The 17,781-nt window shown below is 57.2% G+C and carries 12 protein-coding genes; 6 read left to right on the forward strand and 6 right to left on the reverse strand.

All coding sequences use genetic code 11. From position 1 onward, the window contains the following. Window positions 1-45: 45 nt before the first annotated feature. From GO007_RS25410 to GO007_RS25420, 3 genes are read right to left on the reverse strand one after another with little or no spacing between them, the layout of a single operon-like run. The gene (locus GO007_RS25410; RefSeq protein ID WP_095104804.1) at window positions 46-792 is read right to left on the reverse strand and encodes a Crp/Fnr family transcriptional regulator; all 747 of its coding nucleotides are present in this window, start codon (window positions 790-792) and stop codon (window positions 46-48) included. Between the two features lie 52 nt (window positions 793-844). Continuing rightward, the gene (locus GO007_RS25415) at window positions 845-2,215 is read right to left on the reverse strand and encodes an MFS transporter (RefSeq protein ID WP_223261831.1); all 1,371 of its coding nucleotides are present in this window, start codon (window positions 2,213-2,215) and stop codon (window positions 845-847) included. A 59-nt stretch (window positions 2,216-2,274) separates the two neighbouring features. Further along, window positions 2,275-3,387 (reverse strand): mandelate racemase/muconate lactonizing enzyme family protein, encoded by a 1,113-nt coding sequence (locus GO007_RS25420; RefSeq protein WP_095104806.1) that lies wholly within the window; start codon window positions 3,385-3,387, stop codon window positions 2,275-2,277. Window positions 3,388-3,754: 367 nt separating this feature from the next. On the opposite strand from GO007_RS25420, the gene metA reads away from it, so the two are divergent. From metA to aceK, 4 genes are all read left to right on the forward strand, one after another. After that, complete coding sequence (gene metA, locus GO007_RS25425; protein WP_095104808.1) at window positions 3,755-4,684, forward strand: homoserine O-acetyltransferase MetA; 930 nt, start codon at window positions 3,755-3,757, stop codon at window positions 4,682-4,684. Window positions 4,685-4,944: 260 nt separating this feature from the next. Continuing rightward, window positions 4,945-6,546 (forward strand): malate synthase A, encoded by a 1,602-nt coding sequence (gene aceB / locus GO007_RS25430; protein ID WP_095104810.1) that lies wholly within the window; start codon window positions 4,945-4,947, stop codon window positions 6,544-6,546. 34 nt (window positions 6,547-6,580) lie between these two features. Further along, entirely contained in the window at window positions 6,581-7,885 is a 1,305-nt protein-coding gene (gene aceA / locus GO007_RS25435) for an isocitrate lyase (RefSeq protein ID WP_095104812.1), read from the forward strand. 49 nt (window positions 7,886-7,934) lie between these two features. Beyond that, on the forward strand, window positions 7,935-9,677 hold the full coding sequence (gene aceK, locus GO007_RS25440) for a bifunctional isocitrate dehydrogenase kinase/phosphatase (RefSeq protein ID WP_095104814.1): 1,743 nt from the start codon (window positions 7,935-7,937) through the stop codon (window positions 9,675-9,677). A 4-nt stretch (window positions 9,678-9,681) separates the two neighbouring features. On the opposite strand, the gene GO007_RS25445 is transcribed toward aceK, so the two are convergent. Both GO007_RS25445 and iclR read right to left on the reverse strand, forming a co-directional pair. Then, window positions 9,682-10,101: an ASCH domain-containing protein gene (locus GO007_RS25445; RefSeq protein ID WP_095104983.1), complete on the reverse strand. Its 420-nt coding sequence runs from the start codon at window positions 10,099-10,101 to the stop codon at window positions 9,682-9,684. A 10-nt stretch (window positions 10,102-10,111) separates the two neighbouring features. Continuing rightward, on the reverse strand, window positions 10,112-10,939 hold the full coding sequence (gene iclR, locus GO007_RS25450; RefSeq protein WP_095104816.1) for a glyoxylate bypass operon transcriptional repressor IclR: 828 nt from the start codon (window positions 10,937-10,939) through the stop codon (window positions 10,112-10,114). 313 nt (window positions 10,940-11,252) lie between these two features. Between iclR and metH the strand changes: the two genes are divergently transcribed. Both metH and GO007_RS25460 read left to right on the forward strand, forming a co-directional pair. After that, the gene (gene metH, locus GO007_RS25455; protein ID WP_095104818.1) at window positions 11,253-14,936 is read left to right on the forward strand and encodes a methionine synthase; all 3,684 of its coding nucleotides are present in this window, start codon (window positions 11,253-11,255) and stop codon (window positions 14,934-14,936) included. Window positions 14,937-15,146: 210 nt separating this feature from the next. Further along, the gene (locus tag GO007_RS25460) at window positions 15,147-16,778 is read left to right on the forward strand and encodes a Na/Pi cotransporter family protein (protein ID WP_095104820.1); all 1,632 of its coding nucleotides are present in this window, start codon (window positions 15,147-15,149) and stop codon (window positions 16,776-16,778) included. 100 nt (window positions 16,779-16,878) lie between these two features. On the opposite strand, the gene pepE is transcribed toward GO007_RS25460, so the two are convergent. Then, a complete protein-coding gene (gene pepE, locus GO007_RS25465; protein ID WP_095104822.1) occupies window positions 16,879-17,568 on the reverse strand; it encodes a dipeptidase PepE in 690 nt (229 codons plus the stop codon). Between the last annotated feature and the right edge of the window lie 213 nt (window positions 17,569-17,781).

Below are 17,781 nucleotides of genomic sequence, written 5' to 3' on the forward strand. Positions count from 1 at the left end.
CCAGTAAGAAGCCCATCCGCGAGGATGGGCTTTTTGCGTTTTGGGCTATTCATCTTCATCGATATAGAGTTGCCTGAGCGCGCTCATATTCACGATTAAAATCTTGCCGTATTTTGCCTCGATCCATCCCAACTTTTCCCATGCAACCAGACGCTTATTAATCGTCTGACGGGTGGTATTGATAATGGTTGCCAGGTCGTCCTGGGTTAAGTAAAGGTTGATTAATACGCCTTTCTCATGCCATTCGCCATAGCCTTCCGACAAGCTCACCAGACGTTTCGCCAGACGGGCTGAGACGGATAAAAGCGCGCTGTCATGGAGCATCGTGAAGGCGTTGCGCACCACTTTACACAGCAGTAGTGCCAGAAAATGGTGGAGGATGGGATAGTGCTGCAAAAGCGACTCCACGTCGCGCGGCTTCAGCGTCAGCAGTATTGTTTTGCCAAGAGCTCTGGCATCGTGGGTACGGACTGATTTGTCGATCATACCGATTTCACCAAACCAGTTGCCGGGCGAAAGATAGCGAAAAATACACTCTTTGCCATCGGCTGAGACGGAGCTGACTTTGACGGATCCGGTAATGACCGCATACAGCGCCTGTGATTCATCTCCGCGATAGTGGATCACTTCACCGTTTTCATACTGATAAAAGCTGGCACGGGACAACATCTGCCCACTAAGATAATCAGGTAGCGCCCGGAACCAGCTACTGGTCAGCAGGATCGCCTGGATCTCATCCTGCTGAAGATTCCATTCATGTGACTCCTGTGCTACGGCCAATATCTTAACCATCGTTGTTGCTGTCCTGATGTTGATTATTGTCGCAGCACTGTATCATTTCCGATTAATCAGAGTGCCGGAGATATGTCGCCTCACCGGATTTCATGGCGTGTGCCGGGGAGGGTATCGTCTGCGCTTTATCAATCCCAAACCGTCGCAATGCCAGAATCATCAGGCTACCTGATGCCGTGACCAGCGCGAGGAAATAGAGCCCTGCCTGCGGTGAGTTGAAGGAATGCTCTGCCCAGACGCGTAGATTTGGGGCGACGAAGCCTCCTAAATTGCCCATTGAATTAATGAGAGCGATCCCCGAAGCTGCGGCTGCTCCGCCCAGGTACGATGAGGGAAATGTCCAGTAAAGTGGCTGCATGGCAAGGTGTCCCGCAGCCGCAACGCATAGGGCGACAATCGCGATGAGCGGTATACTCGCAGCGAAGCCAGATAACGCGATGCCCACGGCTCCGCACATGAAAGTGACAGCTGCAACGTAGCGGCGTTCCTGCAGTTTTTCGGCGATCCGTGGCACGTAATATACCGCAATGGCGGCACACAACGGTGGGATAGCGGTGACAAAGCCAACCAGCAGACCGACTTTCGTGCCCATCAGAGTGGCGATCTGGGTTGGCAGGAAGAAATAGATCCCGTAACCGCAAACCTGGACGGTGAACCAAATCAGGCATAGGTAGAGCACGCGTACATCCAGTAGGGCCTGCCACACGCCTTTTGGACCATGGGCCAGTTTCATCTGCTCTTCATGATTAAGCGTCTGGCTTAGCGCCGCTTTCTCTTGCTGCGTTAACCACCTGGCGTCGTCAGGACGATCGTCCAGATAGAAAAAGACCCAAATCCCGACGGCTGAGGCCAACAAACCTTCGACGACGAACATCAACTGCCAGCCATGCAGGCCGAATGCCAGCGTCGTACCTTCCAGAGAAAGCAGCGAGCCGGAAAGCGGGCCGCCGATGATAAAGGCCAGCGGTGCGCCAAACAGAAAATAGCCGGTAACACGTGCGCGGATATGTTGCGGGAACCAGAAAGTCAGATAGAGAATGACGCCGGGAAAGAACCCTGCTTCACTCACCCCCAGCAGAAAACGTAAGAAGATAAACATCGTTTCGGTATGTGCAAACATCATTGCCGCAGAGACCAGACCCCAGGTGATCATGATCCTCGCCAGCCAGACCCGGGCGCCAATGCGGTAAAGCAGAATATTACTTGGGACTTCAAAAATGGCATAACCGATAAAAAAGATGCCGGCGCCAAAGGCGTAGGCTGCATCGCTTAGCCCTGTGTCCAGCTGGAATTCTTGTTTTGCAAAGCCGATATTTGAACGATCCAGATAGGCCAGAATAAACATCAGCGTGACCATCGGGATGATCCGTCGTATGGATTTACGTATTGCCTGTGATAAATCAAGATCGGTAGGGGCGGGCATAGTTCACCTCTTGGTATTTGTCATTATTTTTTGTCGTCCAGACGATGTACCTGTGAGGGTTATCTGACGCTGAAACGCTCAAGGGCTTCCCGCCGCAGCGTGGTGCCTGCGCCTGGCGCCGTGGGGAGAGAATAGAACCCCTCTTTCACTTCTACCGGATCGACGAAACACTCCAACGTCCAGGGGATGAATTCCAGCAGCGAGCAGGCCGGGTGCGCGATGACCAGATGCAACTGAGCCTGCATCATGTCACCGTGATGCGGTGTTACCGGCAGGTTAAATGCCTGCCCGAGGTCGGCAATTTCCCAGACTGCCGTCAGTCCACCGCAGCGCGTGGCGTCTGGTTGTAGGTAATCGACCGCCCCAGCGAGTACAAACTCTTTAAAAGAATCAAAATGATATAGTAGTTCTCCCAGGGCGAGAGGTGTGCTGATATGCTTGGCCAGCGCGCGGTGACTGGATACATCGTCATGCCACATCGGCTCTTCAAACCAGGTAATGTCAAAATCAGCCAGCCGTGAACCATACTGTTTGGCAGTGCTGATATCCCATTTGGCGTTCGCATCCACCATCAGATTGACGTCATCGCCGATCGCTTTTCTGACGGCTTCAATCCGCCTGAGGTCTTCTCGCGGGTCTGGCTTGCCGATTTTCATTTTGATGGCATTAAAGCCCTCTTCAAAAATCATCTTCTTACAGTCATCGACCAACTCGGCGGTCTCCCTGACTAACCAGCCACAATCGGTGTTATAGGCGGAAATGCGAGTGTGCTGTGAGCCGCCAAAAATTTTCCACAGCGGCTGTTCAACCATCTTGGCTTTCAGATCCCACAGCGCAATATCAATGGCAGAGAGCGCCATCTGCATCAATCCTCCGCGTCCTACCCAGATATTGGTTGAACTGCGGGATAATTTACGGTGCAGGTAACGAACTTCATTGGCATCTTCCCCGAGTAGCATCGGACCGAAAACATCGCTGATAATGGTGGTGAGCAATCTGTCGGTAGCGATATCAGCATGGGTACCCGTATAACCGTAACCGACCAGCCCGTTGTCCGTCTCAATCATGACGCCGGGCATGCCCCAATGTGTAATGCTGTGTGTAGAATCGCCGATGATATTTTTGGTTACCGGCACGTGCATAATAAATGTCGTCAGTTTGGTGATTTTCATGCTTGCTTCCTGTGGCTGTAAGACCTGATGGATTGCCGCAATGTAGCAATGGTCTTTCGGGAAGGCTGTCAAACGGTTTACACATCACCAGCGGCTGGCGAGATTAATTAAAATATTTGATACGGATCGCGAATTGCTCACATCCTCCTGGCGGGGATGGCCTTTTTATCTTTTTTATTCTTTGCTAAGCAGTAACGGATAGACACGGCTCGGGCCGTCAACCTCACAACGTCTCGCCACGTTAAACCGAATGGGGTTGAAACTTTTTCACCTTCTACGTGCAGACTCGACATTTTATTTATTCCTGGTTATTGTTAGCTGTCTGGATGTCTAAACGTTTATACGTATGCTATGAGGTAATAAAGTTATGCCTATTCGGGTGCAGGACGAGCTACCGGCCGTCAATTTCTTGCGTAGTGAGAACGTCTTTGTGATGACGACAACGCGCGCAACGACCCAGGAAATTCGTCCGCTGAAGGTGCTTATCCTCAACCTGATGCCGAAGAAAATCGAGACTGAAAATCAGTTCCTGCGGCTGCTATCAAATTCTCCGCTCCAGCTTGATATCCAGCTGTTGCGTATCGACGCGCGTGAATCCCGCAACACGCCAACCGAGCATCTGAACAACTTCTACTGCAACTTTGAGGACATCTGCGACCAGAACTTTGATGGCCTGATCGTCACCGGCGCACCGCTGGGGCTGGTTGAATTCAACGATGTGGCCTACTGGCCGCAGATTAAGCAGGTGCTGGAGTGGGCAAAGGATCATGTGACCTCGACGCTTTTTGTCTGTTGGGCCGTACAGGCCGCGCTCAATATCCTTTATGGCATCCCCAAGCAAACCCGCACTGAAAAAATCTCCGGCGTATTTGAACACCATATTTTGCACCCGCATGCGCTACTGACCCGCGGTTTCGACGATACCTTCCTCGCGCCACACTCGCGCTATGCCGATTTTCCGGCCGCATTGATCCGCGACTATACCGATTTAGAGATCCTGGCAGAAACCGAAGAGGGCGATGCCTATCTGTTTGCCAGCAAAGATAAGCGCATTGCCTTCGTCACCGGGCATCCGGAATACGATGCCGGTACCCTGGCGGGCGAGTTTTTCCGCGATGTGGAAGCGGGACTCAGCCCGGAAGTTCCGACCAATTATTTCCCGCATGATGACCCGCAAAACAAACCGCGGGCCAGCTGGAGAAGTCACGGAAACCTGCTGTTTGCCAACTGGCTGAACTACTATGTCTACCAAATCACGCCATACGATCTGCGGAATATGAATCCGACTCTGGATTAATCCTCCAGCCAACGCGATCCTAAAGCGTTTCAGCATTTTGCCTCTGGCACCTTCGGGTGCCTTTTTTGTTTCCGAAATTCAATTCATACGCGGAATAAACTTTAATTTTAATGTTATCAATATGTTGAATTGATATTAAAATTAAAATGGAAATTGTTTTTGATTTTGGAAAAATAATGCGTAGTCTTAATTGTGTTGAGCGAAAACCAGACAACGATCTTTCACTCGCGCCAACTGGATCAACCAAGAGGAGCTGCACAATGACGCAACAGGCGACAATCACTGACGAACTGGCCTTCGGCCAGCCTTATGGCGAGCAGGAAAAGCAGGTCTTAACGCCCGAGGCGGTGGAGTTCCTGGCGGAACTGGTGAGCCGCTTTACGCCTGAGCGCAATAGGCTGCTGGCGGCACGTATCCAGCAGCAGCAGGACATAGACGACGGAAAGCTGCCAGATTTTATTTCGGAAACGGATTCCATTCGTAACGGTGACTGGACGATTCGCGGTATTCCGGCTGATTTACAGGATCGCCGGGTGGAGATCACCGGCCCCGTTGAACGCAAGATGGTGATTAACGCCCTGAATGCCAACGTGAAAGTATTTATGGCTGACTTTGAGGATTCGCTGGCGCCTGACTGGAACAAAGTTATCGACGGTCAGATTAACCTGCGCGATGCGGTCAACGGCACCATCAGCTATACCAACGAAGCGGGGAAAATCTACCAGCTGAAGCCCGATCCTGCGGTGCTGGTTTGCCGGGTGCGCGGCCTGCATCTGCCGGAAAAGCACGTCACCTGGCGCGGGGAGTCGATTCCCGGCAGCCTGTTTGATTTCGCGCTCTATTTCTTCCATAACCACCGGGCTCTGCTGGCGAAAGGAAGCGGCCCCTATTTCTATCTGCCGAAGACGCAGGCCTGGCAGGAAGCGGCCTGGTGGAGCGAAGTTTTCAGCTACACCGAAGATCGGTTTGAACTGCCGCGCGGCACCATCAAGGCGACGCTGCTGATTGAAACGCTACCGGCCGTGTTCCAGATGGATGAAATTCTCCATGCGCTGCGGGACCATATCGTTGGCCTGAACTGCGGGCGTTGGGACTACATTTTCAGCTACATCAAAACCTTAAAAAACCATGCTGACCGTGTTTTACCCGACCGCCAGGTGGTGACGATGGACAAATCGTTCCTCAACGCCTATTCACGCCTGCTGATAAAGACCTGTCACAAGCGCGGCGCGTTTGCGATGGGCGGCATGGCGGCCTTTATCCCCAGCAAGGACGCCGAACGGAACCGCCAGGTGCTCGGCAAAGTCACCGCCGATAAAGAGCTGGAAGCCAAAAACGGCCATGACGGCACCTGGATTGCCCACCCGGGCCTCGCGGATACGGCGATGGAGGTTTTCAATCGCGTGCTGGGCGAACGGACCAATCAGCTGGGCGTCAGCCGGGAACAGGATGCGCCGATTACCGCCGAGCAGCTGCTGGAGCCCTGCGACGGCGAGCGCACCGAAGCCGGGATGCGCGCCAACATTCGCGTGGCGGTGCAGTACATCGAAGCCTGGATCTCCGGCAACGGTTGCGTACCGATTTATGGCCTGATGGAAGATGCGGCCACGGCCGAAATCTCGCGCACCTCTATCTGGCAATGGATCCATCATCAAAAGACGCTAAGCGACGGGACGCCGGTGACCAAAGCGCTGTTCCGCCAGTGGCTGGGCGAGGAGCTGATGGTTATTCAGGACGAGCTGGGCGAGCACCGCTACAGCAGCGGCCGCTTTGACGATGCCGCGCGGCTGATGGAACAAATCACTACCTCAGACGAACTGATTGATTTCTTAACGTTGCCTGGCTACCGCCTGCTGGCGTAATTCACCCACTCGTGACCCTATGGAGCATCTGCACATGAAAACTCGTACTCAGCAAATCGAAGAATTAAACAAAGAGTGGACACAGCCGCGTTGGGAAGGCATTACCCGCCCATATAGCGCAGAAGAAGTGGTGAAATTACGCGGCTCGGTCAACCCGGAATGTACCCTGGCGCAGCTTGGTGCGGCCAAAATGTGGCGACTGCTGCACGGTGGCTCGAAGAAGGGCTATATCAACAGCCTTGGCGCGCTGACCGGTGGGCAGGCGCTGCAGCAGGCGAAGGCGGGGATCGAGGCGATTTATCTCTCCGGCTGGCAGGTGGCGGCGGATGCAAACCTGGCTTCCAGCATGTATCCGGATCAATCGCTGTACCCGGCCAACTCGGTGCCGGCGGTGGTGGATCGGATCAACAATACCTTCCGTCGCGCCGATCAGATCCAGTGGTCTGCCGGCATTGAATCAGACGATCCGCGCTATACCGACTATTTCCTGCCGATCGTGGCGGATGCTGAAGCCGGCTTCGGCGGCGTGCTGAATGCGTTTGAGCTGATGAAATCGATGATTGAGGCCGGTGCAGCGGCGGTTCACTTTGAAGATCAGCTGGCGTCAGTGAAAAAATGCGGCCATATGGGCGGAAAAGTGCTGGTTCCGACGCAGGAAGCTATCCAGAAGCTGGTGGCCGCTCGCCTGGCGGCAGACGTCATGGGCGTACCGACGCTGGTCATCGCCCGAACCGACGCCGATGCTGCGGATCTGATCACCTCTGACTGCGATCCGTACGATCGTGAATTTATTACCGGCGATCGCACCAGTGAAGGCTTTTTCCGCACCCACGCCGGCATTGAGCAGGCGATTAGCCGCGGCCTGGCCTATGCGCCGTACGCTGACCTGGTGTGGTGCGAAACGTCTAAGCCGGATCTCGAACAGGCTAAGCGCTTTGCCGACGCTATCCACGCGCGCTTCCCCGGCAAACTGCTGGCCTATAACTGCTCGCCGTCGTTTAACTGGAAGAAAAACCTCGATGACGCCACCATCGCTCGCTTCCAGCAGGCGTTGTCCGATATGGGCTACAAATATCAGTTCATTACTCTGGCGGGCATTCACAGCATGTGGTTCAACATGTTCGACCTCGCCCGCTCCTATGCGCAGGGTGAGGGGATGAAGCACTACGTTGAGAAGGTGCAGCAGCCGGAGTTTGCCGCCGCAGCGGAAGGGTACACCTTCGTTTCCCACCAGCAGGAGGTGGGCACCGGCTACTTCGATAAGGTGACCACCATTATTCAGGGCGGCGCTTCATCAGTCACCGCCCTGACCGGCTCAACGGAAGAAGAGCAGTTCTGATTGTTTCCCCCTCTCCCTGCCGGGGAGAGGGCTGGGTGAGGGGGAAGGTATGACGCGTGGCCTGGAACTACTGATTGCACAGACTATTTTGCAGGGCTTTGACGCCCAGTATGGCCGTTTTCTCGAAGTCACCTCGGGCGCGCAGCAGCGCTTTGAACACGCCGACTGGCACGCCGTTCAGCAGGCGATGAAGCAGCGTATCCACCTCTACGATCATCACGTCGGCCTGGTGGTTGAACAGCTGCGCTGTATTACCGAAGGAAAAAGTACCGACGTCGATTTTTTACTGCGGGTGAAAGAGCACTACACCCACCTGCTACCGGATTACCCTCGCTTCGAAATTGCGGAGAGCTTTTTCAATTCCGTCTATTGTCGGTTGTTTGACCACCGCTCGCTGACTCCCGAGCGGCTTTTTATTTTCAGTTCGCAGCCGGAGCGCAGCTTCCGCTCAATTCCCCGTCCGCTGGCGAAAACGTTTTTCCCCGAGCGCGGCTGGGAAACGTTATTAAGCAAAGTGTTATCCGATCTCCCCCTGCGGCTGGCGTGGCAAAATAAGGCGCGGGATATTGGCTATATCACGGCCTGCCTGGTGGAAGCTCTCGGCAGCGAGATGCTGTCCCGCTCCCATCTGCAAATAGCCAACGAACTCTTTTATCGCAATAAGGCGGCCTGGCTGGTAGGCAAACTGGTTACGCCGGTGGCTACGCTGCCTTTTTTGCTGCCTGTCCATCGCAGCGATGAAGGCGAGCTGTTTATTGATGCCTGTCTGACCACCCATGCTGAAGCGAGCATCGTCTTTGGCTTTGCGCGCTCCTATTTTATGGTTTACGCCCCGCTGCCCGGCGCGCTGGTTGAGTGGCTGCGCGATATCCTGCCGGGGAAAACCACCGCCGAGCTCTATATGGCGATTGGCTGCCAGAAGCACGCAAAAACGGAAAGCTACCGTGAATATCTGCACTACATTGCCCGCAGCGACGAGCAGTTTATCGAGGCGCCGGGCATCCGCGGGATGGTGATGCTGGTCTTTACCCTGCCGGGCTTCGACCGGGTATTTAAGATCATCAAGGACCGCTTTGCGCCGCAAAAGGAGATGACCGCCGCCCACGTCCGCGCCTGCTATCAGCTGGTTAAGGAGCACGACCGCGTCGGGCGCATGGCCGATACCCAGGAGTTTGAAAACTTCGTGCTGGATAAGCGGCAAATCGCGCCGCAGCTGATGGCGCTGCTGCAGTCGGAAGCCGGGGCTAAAATTAGCGACCTCGGCGATCGGATTGCCATCAGCCATCTCTATATCGAGCGGCGAATGGTGCCGCTGAATATCTGGCTGGAGCAGGTTGACGGCCAGGCGCTGCGCGATGCGGTCGAGGAGTACGGTAATGCCATTCGCCAGCTGGCCGCCGCCAATATATTCCCCGGCGATATGCTGTTCAAAAACTTTGGCGTGACCCGCCACGGCCGGGTGGTGTTCTACGATTACGATGAGATTTGCTACATGACGGAGGTCAATTTCCGCGAGATCCCGCCGCCGCGCTATCCGGAAGATGAGCTGGCGAGCGAGCCGTGGTACAGCGTGTCGCCGGGGGATGTTTTCCCGGAAGAGTTCCGCCACTGGCTCTGCGCGGACCCGCGTATTGGGCCGCTGTTTGAGGAGATGCACGCCGATTTGCTGCGGGCCGATTACTGGCGGGAGCTGCAGACGCGCATTCGTAACGGCCACGTGGAGGATGTCTATGCCTATCGCCGCCGCCAGCGTTTTTGCGTGCGCTATGGCGCGATGCAGCAGGCGGGTTAGCGGCTCAGGAGGAGTGCGTATCGGCGACCTCGATCAGCGCGAACTCTTCGTAAACCAGCTCCATCTCCGGTGACCAGGTCCCTTCACGCTCGAAGAACGCCCGGTGAGCCTGCTGCCAGTAGCGCAGGCTCAAATCGCCTTCACCCTCCAGCGCGGCAAGTTCCGCGGTCATCTCATTAAAGCGAATCATTCTGAGTACCAGGGTGCGGATGACGCAGACCGGCTCGCCCGCCCCGTTGAGCACGATATGCCAGGCGCCAGGGATTACCGGCGGATCTTCCTGGCGATAGCTGGCAAGAGACCCGCAGGTGCCGCGCTTTTTCCCGGCGATAACCAGCGCCGCCAGCTCATCGGCCAGCGCGGGGGAATCGCCAAATGACCAGCAAAAGGCGCCGGGATAGCGCTGCTGCCAAAGGGATTTCAGATCGATCATGTTAGCGAACCCCGCCGTAAGCCAGGGTCACCTCTTTCGCGGCTTTAATCACCAGCGCGCCCAGCTCGGTGACGCGATCGTCGGTCATCCGCGAGATGGGCCCGGAGATGGAGATCGCCGCAAACGGCTCGCGGTGCTCGTCATAAATGCAGGATGCGACGCAGCGCAGACCCAGGGCATGCTCTTCATCATCGAACGAATAGCCGCGCTTGCGCGTCTGGGCCAGGTCCTCTTTCAGATGCACCGGCGATACCAGCGTGGCGTGGGTGTAGGCGTGCAGGCCTTTACGGTGCAGAAGGCCGGTGACCTGCTCTTCGCTCAGCTGTGACAGGAAGGCTTTACCCGCCCCGGAGGCGTGCATCGGCAGCTTGCCGCCAATCGGCGCCGACATGCGCATCAGCTGCGTACACTGCACCTGGTCGATGATAATCGCCTGGTGGTCACTCTGATCCAGCACCGCGAGATTAACCGTTTCACCTGACTCTTCCATCAGCTGGCGTAAAATAGGGTGCACGATGGCCAGCAGGTTGCGGCTTTGCAGAAAGCTGCTGCCGACCACAAAGGCGTGAGCGCCTACGGACCAGTGCCCGAGCTCGCCCACCTGGCGCACGAAGCCCAGCTGCTGCATGGTCGTCAGCAGGCGGTGCGTTGTCGAGTTCGGCAGGCCGGCCTGCTGCGCCAGCTCGGTTAACGCGACGCTGCCGTGTGATTCAGAAATCCATTCGAGTAATTTTAGCCCACGGGTAAGCGACTGAACTTGCCCGCTGGCCTGAGGGGCGGCGGGAGTCGCGGGTTTTCTGCCGCGCTTTGCGGGAACGGGAGTGGCCATCGCAGATTCCTTTTTTCTGTATCGTGGAAATAGTTTTCGTTTTATTTGCCCATTTTGCAATCACAACCGGACTGATCGGATGAGTGAAGCTGAACATGTCTCATATTGCCCGCCGCTCTCTTTCCCGACCCTGTGGTTTATGCCAGTATGGTCATACACTTCATCCTTCAAACTGCTTCTGCGTTGGCTGCTCTGGTTCACCCCGGTTACCTGCTTGTAAAAGCGCCTGGGGGCTGGCTCGCGTGCCGCCTTGACCCAGCTTGAATGATTTTGTGTATTTCTGGGGTCTGGTTGAGCGTTGTCGGGAGCGAGTGTGAGCAGCAAAGTTGAGCAACTGCATCAGCAGTTAAAAAAACGTATTTTGGTTCTGGATGGGGGCATGGGCACCATGATCCAGGGCTATCGTCTGAGTGAAGAGGAGTTCCGCGGCGCGCGCTTTGCCGACTGGCCCTGCGATCTGAAGGGCAATAACGACCTGCTGGTGCTCAGCAAGCCGGACGTGATCCGCGCCATTCACGACGCCTATTTCGAGGCCGGCGCGGATATCATTGAAACCAACACCTTTAACTCGACGACTATCGCGATGGCGGATTACCAGATGGAATCCCTGTCGGCGGAAATCAACTTTGCCGCGGCACAGCTGGCGCGCGCCAGCGCCGATGCGTGGACCGCCCGGACGCCGGAAAAACCGCGCTACGTCGCGGGCGTTCTCGGCCCGACTAACCGCACCGCCTCCATCTCCCCTGACGTCAACGACCCTGCCTACCGCAACATCACCTTCGACGGGCTGGTGGAAGCCTACCGTGAGTCAACGAAGGCGCTGGTGGAAGGGGGCGTCGACCTGATTATGATTGAGACGGTATTCGACACCCTGAACGCCAAAGCGGCAATCTTTGCGGTCAAAGAGGAGCTTGAGGCGCTGGGCGTCGATCTGCCGATCATGATTTCCGGCACCATCACCGATGCCTCCGGCCGCACGCTCTCCGGGCAAACGACCGAAGCCTTTTACAACTCGCTGCGCCACGCCGATGCGCTCACCTTCGGCCTCAACTGCGCGCTGGGTCCGGACGAGCTGCGCCAGTACGTGCAGGAGCTCTCGCGCATTGCCGAATGCTACGTCACCGCGCACCCCAATGCGGGCCTGCCGAACGCCTTTGGTGAATACGATCTTGATGCCGATACTATGGCCGCGCAAATTCGCGAATGGGCTGAATCCGGATTCCTGAATATCGTCGGCGGCTGCTGCGGCACGACCCCGGAACATATCGCGGCCATGTCGCGCGCCGTTGCGGGGCTGGCGCCGCGCGCGCTGCCGGAAATCCCGGTGGCCTGCCGCCTCGCCGGTCTCGAACCGCTGAATATTGGTGACGACAGCCTGTTTGTTAACGTCGGCGAACGGACTAACGTTACCGGCTCTGCGAAGTTCAAGCGACTGATTAAAGAAGAAAAATATAATGAAGCGCTGGACGTTGCCCGCCAGCAGGTAGAGAGCGGCGCGCAGATTATCGATATCAACATGGATGAGGGGATGCTCGACGCGGAAGCGGCGATGGTGCGTTTCCTCAACCTGATTGCCGGCGAGCCCGATATTGCCCGCGTGCCGATCATGATCGACTCCTCGAAGTGGGAGGTCATCGAAAAGGGGCTGAAGTGCATTCAGGGTAAAGGCATCGTCAACTCTATCTCGATGAAAGAGGGGATCGAGCCGTTTATCCATCATGCTAAAAAAGTGCGCCGCTACGGCGCCGCCGTGGTGGTTATGGCCTTCGACGAACAGGGCCAGGCTGATACGCGCGCCCGCAAAATCGAGATTTGCCGCCGGGCGTACAAAATTCTGACCGAAGAGGTGGGCTTCCCGCCGGAAGATATTATCTTCGACCCCAATATCTTCGCGGTGGCGACCGGTATTGAAGAGCACAACAACTATGCGCAGGACTTTATCGGCGCCTGTGAAGATATCAAACGCGAGCTGCCGCATGCGCTGATTTCCGGCGGCGTCTCTAACGTCTCGTTCTCATTCCGCGGCAACGATCCGGTACGCGAGGCGATTCACGCCGTCTTCCTGTACTACGCCATTCGTAACGGCATGGATATGGGGATTGTTAACGCCGGGCAGCTGGCGATTTATGACGACCTGCCTGCCGAGCTGCGCGATGCCGTCGAAGACGTGATCCTCAACCGTCACGACGAGGGCACCGATCGCCTGCTGGAGCTGGCGGAAAAATATCGCGGCAGCAAAACGGACGACTCCGCCAACGCCCAGCAGGCGGAATGGCGCAACTGGGACGTCAAAAAGCGTCTTGAATACTCGCTGGTGAAAGGGATCACCGAATTTATCGAGCTCGACACCGAAGAGGCGCGCCAGCAGTCGACCCGCCCAATTGAGGTGATTGAAGGCCCGCTGATGGACGGCATGAACGTGGTGGGTGACCTGTTCGGTGAGGGCAAAATGTTCCTCCCGCAGGTGGTGAAATCGGCCCGCGTGATGAAGCAGGCGGTGGCCTACCTTGAGCCGTATATTGAAGCCAGCAAAGAAAAAGGTTCCAGCAACGGCAAGATGGTGATCGCCACCGTCAAAGGCGACGTGCACGACATCGGTAAAAACATCGTCGGCGTGGTGCTGCAGTGTAATAACTACGAAATCATCGATCTTGGCGTGATGGTTCCGGCAGAAAAAATCCTCAGAACCGCGCGCGAGGTCAACGCTGACCTGATTGGCCTCTCCGGGCTGATTACCCCGTCGCTGGATGAAATGGTCAACGTGGCGAAGGAGATGGAGCGCCAGGGCTTTACCGTGCCGCTGCTGATTGGCGGCGCGACCACCTCCAAAGCGCATACGGCGGTAAAAATCGAGCAGAACTACAGCGGACCGACGGTCTACGTGCAGAACGCCTCGCGTACCGTGGGCGTGGTCTCAGCCTTGCTCTCCGATACCCAGCGCGATGACTTTGTCGCCCGCACGCGCAAAGAGTACGAAACCGTGCGTATCCAGCATGGGCGCAAGAAGCCGCGCACTCCGCCGGTCACCCTGGCGGCCGCCCGGGATAACGACCTGGCGTTCGACTGGGAAAGCTATACGCCGCCGGTGGCCCATCGCCTCGGCGTGCAGGAGGTCGAAGCCAGCATCGAAACGCTGCGTAACTATATCGACTGGACGCCGTTCTTTATGACCTGGTCGCTGGCCGGGAAATATCCGCGCATCCTCGAAGATGAAGTGGTAGGCGAAGAAGCGCAGCGGCTGTTTAAAGATGCCAACGATCTGCTGGATAAGCTGAGCGCGGAGAAGTCGCTGAACCCGCGCGGGGTGGTGGGATTATTCCCGGCTAACCGCGTCGGTGACGACATCGAAATCTACCGTGACGAGACGCGCACCCACGTTCTGACCGTCAGCCATCATCTGCGTCAGCAGACGGAGAAAGTCGGGTTTGCCAACTACTGCCTCGCCGATTTTGTCGCGCCGAAGCTGAGCGGCAAGGCCGACTATCTTGGCGCATTTGCGGTTACCGGCGGGCTGGAAGAAGATGCGCTGGCCGAGGCTTTTGACGCTCAGCATGATGATTACAATAAAATCATGGTCAAAGCGATCGCTGACCGACTGGCCGAAGCGTTTGCGGAATATCTGCACGAGCGGGTGCGTAAAGTTTACTGGGGCTATGCCGCGAACGAGAACCTGAGCAACGAGGAGCTGATCCGCGAGAACTATCAGGGGATTCGCCCGGCGCCGGGCTATCCGGCCTGCCCGGAGCATACCGAAAAAGCCGTTATCTGGGAGCTGCTGGACGTGGAGACGCATACCGGCATGAAGCTGACCGAATCGTTTGCCATGTGGCCGGGAGCCTCGGTCTCCGGCTGGTACTTCAGCCATCCGGACAGCAAGTACTACGCGGTGGCGCAGATCCAGCGCGATCAGGTGGAGGACTACGCGCTGCGCAAAGGAATGACCCCAGGCGAAGTTGAGCGCTGGCTGGCGCCGAACCTGGGCTACGACGCGGACTAGCCGCAGCCTGTCACAAATCCGTCATCTTATCTTACAACTTACAGGGCGCTCCGAGGGCGCCCTGTCTCTTTATTGCTGCTAAACCCTTATACTGGGGTATTGATTCAGAATGCCCGGACTATGTAGCCTGGCTACGCGCAGCGTCGCCGGGGGAATTCCTTATGGGGTTACCTGCATTTATCCGTCGGATAATAAGGAGAACAAGAATCCGTGTTAACTCTGCTGCACCTGCTTTCTGCCGTCGCCCTGCTGGTTTGGGGTACCCATATTGTTCGTACCGGCGTGATGCGCGTCTATGGCGCACGCCTGCGCGCCGTCCTCAGCAGTAGCGTCGAGAAAAAACCGCTCGCCTTTTGCGCCGGTATTGGCGTAACGGCTCTGGTTCAGAGCAGCAACGCCACCACCATGCTGGTCACCTCGTTTGTCGCCCAGGATCTGGTCGCGCTGGCGCCGGCGCTGGTGATTGTGCTGGGCGCCGACGTGGGGACCGCGCTGATGGCGAGGGTGCTGACTTTCGACCTCTCATGGCTCTCGCCGCTGCTTATTTTTATCGGCGTTATTTTCTTCCTTGGCCGCAAGCAAACCCGCGCGGGACAGCTGGGGCGGGTCGGTATCGGGCTGGGGCTGATTTTATTAGCGCTGGAGCTGATCGTGCAGGCGGTGCATCCCATCACCCAGGCCAACGGCGTACAGGTTATTTTCGCCTCGCTGACCGGCGATATCATGCTGGATGCGCTGATTGGCGCCATGTTCGCCATCGTTAGCTACTCCAGCCTCGCGGCGGTGCTGTTAACCGCAACGCTTACCTCCACCGGCGTGATTTCCTTTCCGGTCGCGCTGTGCCTGGTGATCGGGGCGAACCTCGGCTCCGGGATCCTGGCGATGATCAACAACAGCGCCGCCAACGCCGCCGCGCGCCGCGTCGCGCTTGGCAGCCTGCTGTTTAAGCTGGTGGGCAGCCTGATTATCCTGCCTTTTGTCCACCTGCTGGCCGATGCGATGCACAAGCTACCGTTACCGGAAGCGGAGCTGGTGATTTACTTCCACGTCTTCTACAACCTGATCCGCTGCGTGGCGATGGTGCCGTTCGCGGAGCCGATGGCCCGGCTGTGCAGGCGCTTGATTCATGAGGAGCCCGATCACGATCTGCACCTGAAACCGAAGCATCTGGATACCTCGGCGCTGGATACGCCGGCCCTGGCGCTCGCCAATGCCGCTCGCGAGACGCTGCGCATTGGCGACGCCATGGAGCAGATGCTGGACGGCCTGCGTAAGGTAATGCACGGCGAGCCGCGGGAAGAGAAAGAGCTGCGCAGAATGGCTGACGATATCAACGTGCTCTATACCGCCATCAAGCTTTATCTGGCGCGGATGCCGAAAGATGAGCTGGCCGAAGAGGAGTCTCGCCGCTGGGCGGAGATTATCGAAATGGCCCTCAACCTCGAGCAGGCTTCCGATATCGTCGAGAGAATGGGCAGCGAAATCGCCGATAAGTCGCTGGCCGCGCGGCGGGCATTCTCCATTGAAGGCTTGAAGGAGCTGGACGGCCTGTACGATCAGCTGCTGAGCAACCTTCAGCTGGCGATGTCGGTCTTCTTCTCCAGCGACGTCCCGAGCGCCCGGCGCCTGCGCCGCAACAAGCATCGTTTCCGCATCATGAACCGCCGCTACGCGCATGCGCACGTCGATCGCCTGCACCAGCAGAACGTGCAGAGCATTGAAACCAGCTCGCTGCATCTGGGGCTGCTGGGCGATATGAAGCGTCTCAACTCGCTGTTCTGTTCGGTCGCCTACAGCGTGATGGAGCAGCCGGACGAAGATGACGAGCGGGATGATTATTAAGCGATAAGGCCGCGCCGGCCGCAGCGCCCCGGGAAAATCCCGCAGGCGCTGCGGCCGGCCGGGCTAACGACTCTTCCCGGCGGGAAGAGGAGGAGGGCGGTTAAAACCGATGGCCGGCTTCGACAGGTACCGCTTCTTTTCCGGCAGTAAACACCAGCGTCGGGTTTGGGCCGCCGAGAGTGGCGTGACCGTCGGCAACCTGAATCCAGTTTCCTTCCGGCAAACCGATAATCACCAGCTCTGGCGCCACGACCAGCAGTTCACGGATCCGCTGTTCGCGGGTCTCGCCTTTATGTCCTTCCGGCAGGGCGTTGGTGAAGTGTGGGTTAATTTGCAGCGGGAACAGCCCCAGGGCGTCAAACCCCTGTGGGTCGACGATCGGCATATCGTTAGTGGTGCGGATGGTCGGGCAGGCGAGATTCGCGCCGGCGCTCCAGCCGATATACAGCGCGCCGCGCTTGACCACGTCCACCACCGGCGCCAGCAGGCCGCGCGTGCGGCACTCTTTGAGCAGCTGGAAGGTATTGCCGCCGCCCACGATGACCACGTCGGCGGTCTCAATCGCCGCGACAGGATCCGCGACGCTGTGAATACCCGTGACGCTAACGCCCAGAGGGGCAAAAACCGCAGCGGTTTTTGCCGTGTAATCATCCCAGGTCTGCGTGACGCCGGCAAAAGGGATAAACACCGCCGAACGGCGGCCGTTCAGCTGCCCGGAAATGACCGGCAGCGCGTGTTCCAGCCATGCTTTGCCGGGTAGCGTTGAGTTACTGAGTAGCAGTAGTTCCATCTTTTCTCCGTGATAACCACCGTCATTCAGGCTATTTGCGCATTGGCGGAGCCGCAAAATGCGCCACTGCGCCTGAAGTCCTTTGGTATAGCCATAATGACAAAGTCGGTTGGCGATCCTACCACCGCTTGCCTCCGCGCTCGCTGACATGGCTCACGATGTTGTCAGGTTGCGGCACTCCACGCCGCCGCAACCTGCGCATCACGACTCGCG

The organism is Klebsiella sp. 10-1 (genome assembly GCF_009758445.1).
In the GTDB taxonomy this organism is placed as follows: domain Bacteria; phylum Pseudomonadota; class Gammaproteobacteria; order Enterobacterales; family Enterobacteriaceae; genus Klebsiella; species Klebsiella scottii.